The following is a 6,686-nucleotide window of genomic DNA, read 5'->3' on the forward strand; positions in this document are numbered from 1 at the left end:
TCACTAGAATGCAAATGTCAGATTGCGATGCGCCTGTTAGGGCGCGGCAGGTAAGAGAGCCTTATAGGCGCATATGAAAAACCCCCGGCTATGCCGGGGGATACTTATTCCCGAACTCACTGTTTTATCAGTGGTTTTTAATTTGGTGCCAGGGCGGGACTAGTAAATGAAAGTAATTAATTGAATATATTAAAATTATTTTTATATATTGATTTTATGCCCCTGTAATACTTGGTTACTTACACCAGGCTAACTTTATCTATATCTATTATGGATCGAATAAGCTGATTGTTATAATGAAATGGAGGCTTTTTCATATTTTGCTGAAATATTTAGCGCGAATCACTGAAATCAGTGCAGGTCTAGCACATTAATGCTCATTAAATGCACAGAGCGATTGTCGTTACCTTATCAAGTGCAACCATATATCAAAACGCATGTAAAATAATTTACCTTTATGTGATTATAAATCAAGTTTAGTACAAAAAATGCTTATATGTTAATCCTGATAAAACCAATTTGGAAAGGTATGTATTTTATTACAACTAATTTAAGTAGTGATACTATAGCAAGCAGATGTTTGTAATATTGCTATATTTATCATCTTAATAAGTTATTATTCGGCGGCGACATAACAATAGAGTAGGGATCAAAATAATGTCAGGACTTGTACTTGAGTTGCAAAGAGACGCTTTGAATAAAAATATTCGTGTTTCAGACTTGCTTAGAAAAGCATTAGTTGTGTCAAAAAAATTAATCATTGTAGAGATTGAAACATGGGTGAACAATGAGCTTAACGGCTACCCATCCAATGAAGAAGCTATACCTGGCTATAGAGAAATTAGAGGAGAGGTTAAAGTTTTCAATCCATACCATGGATTGCAACCTTTATATATGAATGCAAACCTAGCAGAGGTTCTTTCAACAAGAAAAATAGGTCAACCTGTTGGTGAATTAGATTCACTACTGAATGATCATCAAGGACAAAATTTACAAATACCATTTAATCAGAATACGAAAAATCAGTTAATAAAACTAATGAATTTTCCATTGGAACCAGTATTACTTGTATCGCACACGGAAATTGTTGGAATTCTTGAGGCAATTAGGAATGAAGTACTTAACTGGGCACTAAATTTAGAATCTCGCGGGATACTAGGTGATAAAATGAGTTTTACTAAAGAAGAAAAGCAAGCAGCGGCTCAAGTAACATATCAAGTCACTAATAATATACAAAATATGAATAATTCTCAGTTACAGCAAGATTCAGCAGGAGCTAATCAAACTTTGATTGTTAATGAAGCCCCCAAAGATTTCAGTAATTTTATTGAACAATTTAAGAAGGTTCATGAAAATTTAGAACTCAACGAGTTGCGACGGAAAGAGTTAAATACAGAGATAGCAACTATGGAACTCCAGTTAGATTCACCACATCCGAAACAAATAATAATCAGTGAATCTGTGAAATCAATTAGAAGCATACTAGAAGGAATAACAGGGAGTGTGATTGCAACAGGATTACTTGCTTTGCTTTAACTGGATTAGTCTTTGCTCAATTTGACAATGTTCTGTCATAAGGTGTGACTAAATCAGACAGTCGACTAAGAGCTAACATTAACATTGTGGGGCTCATCGGCCGCTGGAAGCGATCCGATGGAAAGATTTGTTGGCTACCAATATTTAGTGCGTAGCAGTGTTAGCTATTAAAGAATTCCTCCATGATCAGAAAAGAAAGCTGGACTTGAGTTCTTTCTGGGGCGAGGAATGGAGCGATATCTTCATTGAAGAGCGTCTTCGTATCCTTTAGCTCCTCATCTGTGTAGATAAGACACATGACAGAGTGCTCTTTGAAGTAGGCGCGGTGCTTCTTCATTTCCCTAGCAAAGTTATCTGCCGCCATCTCGTTGATTTTTGTCTGAGTCAATTCTTTGACTTTTGAGAGATATCCGTGTGTAGACCACGGAGAGAGTTCAAACCCAATCTTATCCAAGGTGTACGGATTTATCACCAAAAAATCAAGACGATAAACATGCTTTTTTTCTAATCCTGCATATCTGAATTCTGGGATTAGGAGAGGAACTTGATTCGGATCAGTTTGATTTCGGACATAGTCGCAATAGTGGCCAGCGATCTCGTACTCATACTTTTTGATCCTGAATTTCGAACCAAGGTATCTTGGAAAAATAGAAGATACTGTTCGATATCGCTAAACTTGAAAATTTTCTCCTTACCAGGAATTACTAGCCCAGTGGTCATTACGTGTCCAATAGTCCAGTATGCTTTGGTAAAAGCTCTAATCTCACTCTTATCGTTCTCCCAGCGTCTTTCCTGAACCGAGGACTGACGAGAAGACCGTAGTTTGCGTTTTCCTGACCGATCCAAAGCTCTGCATCCTGACTTTCAGGGCGATTCTTAGATAGCTTATCGAATTGATTGAGATAGGAGCGTTTTAGGAACAAAACTGTATACTCTCTGAACTTTGCGTGCTTATTTAGACGATTCCAAATCGAGATATGTGCAGCAACTCCGTCTTTCAAGGCACTGGTCTTTAAACCCTCTAACCATCGGGAGACAAATTCCTCTTGACTATGAATCACATCATTCTTTAGATCGAAGAACTCATCATTCTTGCTGCCGATCGTCGCGTTTAGTGATTGCTGATTTTTAAACCCAGTTTCTTTAAGAACCTCGGGCAATATCTCCCGCAGTTTGAGTTTAATAGCCTTAATCATCCTATTCCGAGCTGTCTTGTTTGGATCTCGCTTTGCCAAAGATGCTCTCCTATTGGAAACCAACAATTTAATAGAAGGAATTTTTTCTACTTTCAAACTGGAAGTATTTCCGCCTATCACAGTCGTAACTACTATTTCCTGATACCTGATAGGAAATTCATGATAAAGGGATTGAAATTTCTGACATTCCAATTTAGTGATTATCAATTAACACATTGAGTTATGGAAATCCACGGCTGTAGTACTAGGCAGCGCTGTTAAACTCACACTTCAATTGACTCAGATAATTGACACAGCAATGTCAAATTCTATTTTTTGGATCGGAACGCCAGTATTCGAATAACTGATTATAACGTTCTGAAAATAGGATATTGCAGACGTAGGGATTACTTTCTAATTATTTCGATAACAGTTTCTTTATGCTGTGTCAATGCCAGTGATAATCTGCTTTATAGTTTCTTCAACGTACTTATCACGTTTCATTACCCTCCTAAACAGCTCAATAAGAATGAACCTATAGAAGCAATGCTACCTGCGCTAGGCAAAGATGCTAATAAGGTTTTCACTACAGCCTTGCTTGGTTTTTCAGATGTAAATTGTCCCTCGATTGCATCTACAACCTCAAAAGCTTCTTGTTTTTCTTCGGGGCCATTTATTAGTCTCTCTATCTCTGAGCGCAGCATGGCAATATGATCGACAATATCTGAATTCAAATTGACGATATTTATTGAATTATCTATCGAGTGGTTGTTAACATGCGAATTAGACCCACTGATATTGTAAGTGATATTTTGCATAGCCTGTCCTACTTCAGGTAAACCTAGTTTTTTGTGAGTCATTTGATAGCCTGCCGCGATGGGGCCATGGCGTTCATGAAAACCTGGATCAATGACTTCATAGGTTTCTTCACCACCATTTGACATTCTTCTTTGAATCAAATCGCCTGTTTCAATTAAAATATCTGATCTCTGAATAAAGATTTTTTCTGACTGAACACTTGCTTTAATCCCGTCGACTCTTTCACCATTCTTTTTTAATAGCGAAACGGTGTCTTTTAGCAAACTTGATAGTGGCACATTATCTCCTTGTATTTAGCTTGGGCACGCAGAGTAACACCCGTTAGCAGTGCGTTATTTGCTTTAAAAGGATTCAAAATAACGCTGTGATACTTCTACGTATTTTTTGCGAGAAGAATGGTGTTGGTGCTGTAACTCACTATTTCTGATAGCTTCCTACCACACTTAAAATAGACTTGCTTCCTCTGCTTGCAAGTCAAACATTTTTTGCTTTCTTTCATGATTTTTACTCATGCCAAGTTAACGTTGATGTATCTCTATTTCAACAGGTTATTTTGAAATTACTGTAGGTGTGTAATGAAACCGACAAACTTTATATAGGTAGAGCGCGAATTGTGCAAATTTTTACTCAGCTAATAATACTATTAATTTATTCAGTGGATTATTAAACATATCTACGACTAAAGTGGCAAAAGAAAGGTGAGTTTGGATCTGTTTTAACGTCTGTACTTGGTTCTGAGCTGACTATCAGATCTAATTATCTCCAGATGAACAGAGGGTCAGATTAAGTATGAAGTAATGCACTTTAGCTAAAATATAGGTAGATTTTCCGCCTAATACACTACAAAAACTTTATCTTATCATTAAGCTAAAACAAAAAGCCATGAGAATTAAAAATGATCAGATTGAACTGCCATTTCACACTCAGGGCTTCATATTAAAAATTATCATTTTCACGAAGTCGATCACAAATTAAAGTCGGTTATTCCTGTGGCTTAGAGCGGGCTTTCCTTTCTAATAATTCTCCAGTATAAGAATCGAAATACCGACTAGGCCAGATCTCTGAGGGATGGATGCCAAGGTAATTTGCGATAATCCATTCACCTTTAGGCCACGGCCTGCTGAATGCATTTGCCAATGTTGATGAACTGAGCCCCGCCTCACGAGAAACAGCCGCTAAGGTTGTACCACGTTTGCGTAATGCTGCGATGATATCGGCCTGATGCCAGTCAGTTCTAATGTTGTTATTCATTCCTGCTACCCCTTCCATTAATTAATATTGATGGCGGTGATTCAAGCAAGGTTCGCATTACCGGAGTATCCACCGGTGAGGCCGAAGCCTCCCCTGCCTGAATCACCATTGAAAGGGTGATAGCAGACGCACTGGTAGAAACATCCTACCAGTGTTTGGATACTACAGGGATGCGAAGCCCTGACCACTAGATTTTGCTAATGGCGGGAATACTTTAACTGATTGTTTTATCTAACTCAATAACCGAACGGCTAAGTTGAACGACTATAAACCCGTTCAACGTAACGCCCACGACCATCTCCGTGTCCCAAATCCATTGATACCAGTGCTCTTGCTTCCTGATGGCTAAAACCCTTCTGTTGGTAAAAATTAAGTGCATCCTGTGCCCACGCATAACGCAAACTATGGGGAGAATGTTGACCGGTTAAACCAATTTTTGTGGTATGTGTTCGCCAGTAGTTCATGGCCTGTTTGAGATCGGGCTTATCAATCAATCTACCGCCGCGTTGTTCTGCAACAGCAATGGCTTGCTCGACAGCCTCTTTTACCGCAGTAACATCCAATACACGGGTTTGTCTTGGTCGGCCACCTTTTGTACCGAAAACAACATGCAGTTTCGGCTCTGGCTGTTCTAATTGTTTTCGCCAGCTTTTCAATGACGCACTGCATTGCACCGCTTCCTGAGAACGTAATCCCAACAATCGGGCAAGTTTCAAGGTGACGGCAAATCCAGCATCACGTTCAAGTGCTTTCTGATAAACAACCTGAAACGTAGTATCAGGGATCGCCTGCTTAGTTCCGGCGCGGCTGGTGCCGCTTAACCCCAATGCCTGATTGCTCAAACGCGGCGAGGTTTCCAGTTTTTCCCGGCCTGCCATGCGGAAGATATTACGCAGTGCGGACATTTCATTTTGTACTGTTCGTTTGGCAATCCCCTGAGATAAACGAGTATCAACGTACTGCTCTACATGTTTGGCTTTCAAATTCTTAAGGCTTTTCACCTGAATATTCAGGCTCAATAACAAAGCACCCAAACGCCCGGCGATCCGAATGCGATCATGACAGGTTTTATGACTACCACCGCCTTGTCGGGCAAAAAACTTTAATTCTTTAATCAATCGACTCATCTCATTTTCCCTATTGATACCTAACGATATGCGATCTCTGGCGCGCGTCAGTGCAGCAAAACAGAAAACACCGGTTTTGCCCTTGACGAATATCTGTGCGCCAGAGTGAACGCAGGTTGAGGTATTGCGGGGTATCGGTTGAGTACACGGTACTGCCGCCTGCGTGTGCAGGTCATCCCCACCGGCAAAAAAGCCAGCCTCGATATCGTCAAGTTCTCCTTTTTCAATCTAAAAATGCAGTGTCAGATTCACTGCGGGGTGAAGTAGGCCTGAGTCTGTCAGGATTGTGTTGTGCTTTGTCTACGGCGTCACTTTCAGCGGTAAACCGGCCAAAAGTGACGCCTTAAATACGCAAACGGTCAGCAAAAATCGTGCAAGCGTTGAAATGCCAACAGGCATAGCAAAACGCCGCAAGGTTCGGTGTCAAACGGGAGCAATGAGTTAATTGTTTAGGGGTAAAAAGTGGTCCGTTGAATATGTCAAACAAGGATAGGGAGAAAGATGAACGGGATGTCTGGACGTGAAAAATCCATCCTGCTGTCCATTAAAGATAAAGGCAAATACGATTTATGTTGGTTTGAAACGTAAGTACATGACTTAATGTTCAAATAGCTCATAAGTCGATATAAAAACACCTTTTTGAGGTCTTTTTCAGTTTAAGCGACTTTCACCGCCAGATGATGGGTTAGGTGTCTGACGATATCTGCTTCCAAAAGTGCGCAGATGTACCGCAATGCTTGCTCTCCCTTGCAGGCTACGGGAGTTTTATTTCGCCACC

At 40.1% G+C, this 6,686-nt stretch carries 6 protein-coding genes; 1 reads left to right on the top strand and 5 read right to left on the bottom strand.

Annotated elements, in window-relative coordinates:
• Positions 1–657: 657 nt before the first annotated feature.
• Positions 658–1,536 carry an AbiTii domain-containing protein gene (locus AACS90_RS19590; RefSeq protein ID WP_099123573.1) on the top strand — a complete coding sequence of 293 codons (879 nt, stop codon included), beginning with the start codon at positions 658–660 and terminating at the stop codon, positions 1,534–1,536.
• Positions 1,537–1,696: 160 nt separating this feature from the next.
• On the opposite strand, the gene AACS90_RS19595 is transcribed toward AACS90_RS19590, so the two are convergent.
• From AACS90_RS19595 to AACS90_RS19615, 5 genes are all read right to left on the bottom strand, one after another.
• Complete coding sequence (locus AACS90_RS19595; protein WP_206601865.1) at positions 1,697–1,924, bottom strand: hypothetical protein; 228 nt, start codon at positions 1,922–1,924, stop codon at positions 1,697–1,699.
• A gap of 331 nt (positions 1,925–2,255) precedes the next feature.
• Positions 2,256–2,771: a hypothetical protein gene (locus AACS90_RS19600; protein WP_206601866.1), complete on the bottom strand. Its 516-nt coding sequence runs from the start codon at positions 2,769–2,771 to the stop codon at positions 2,256–2,258.
• 443 nt (positions 2,772–3,214) lie between these two features.
• The gene (locus AACS90_RS19605; protein WP_099123574.1) at positions 3,215–3,808 is read right to left on the bottom strand and encodes a hypothetical protein; all 594 of its coding nucleotides are present in this window, start codon (positions 3,806–3,808) and stop codon (positions 3,215–3,217) included.
• Positions 3,809–4,511: 703 nt separating this feature from the next.
• Positions 4,512–4,781: a helix-turn-helix domain-containing protein gene (locus AACS90_RS19610; RefSeq protein WP_099109777.1), complete on the bottom strand. Its 270-nt coding sequence runs from the start codon at positions 4,779–4,781 to the stop codon at positions 4,512–4,514.
• A 251-nt stretch (positions 4,782–5,032) separates the two neighbouring features.
• Positions 5,033–5,908, bottom strand: a complete 876-nt coding sequence (locus tag AACS90_RS19615; protein ID WP_099123575.1) for an integrase domain-containing protein — start codon at positions 5,906–5,908, stop codon at positions 5,033–5,035.
• Positions 5,909–6,686 lie beyond the last annotated feature (778 nt).

It is taken from the genome of Xenorhabdus sp. KK7.4 (assembly GCF_963876465.1).
Taxonomy (GTDB): domain Bacteria; phylum Pseudomonadota; class Gammaproteobacteria; order Enterobacterales; family Enterobacteriaceae; genus Xenorhabdus; species Xenorhabdus stockiae.

Coding starts and splice junctions, on each gene's coding strand:
- AACS90_RS19615 (WP_099123575.1), bottom strand. CDS start 5,908: ATGAGTCGATTGATTAAAGAATTAAAGTTTTTTGCCCGACAAGGCGGT.
- AACS90_RS19590 (WP_099123573.1), top strand. CDS start 658: ATGTCAGGACTTGTACTTGAGTTGCAAAGAGACGCTTTGAATAAAAAT.
- AACS90_RS19610 (WP_099109777.1), bottom strand. CDS start 4,781: ATGAATAACAACATTAGAACTGACTGGCATCAGGCCGATATCATCGCA.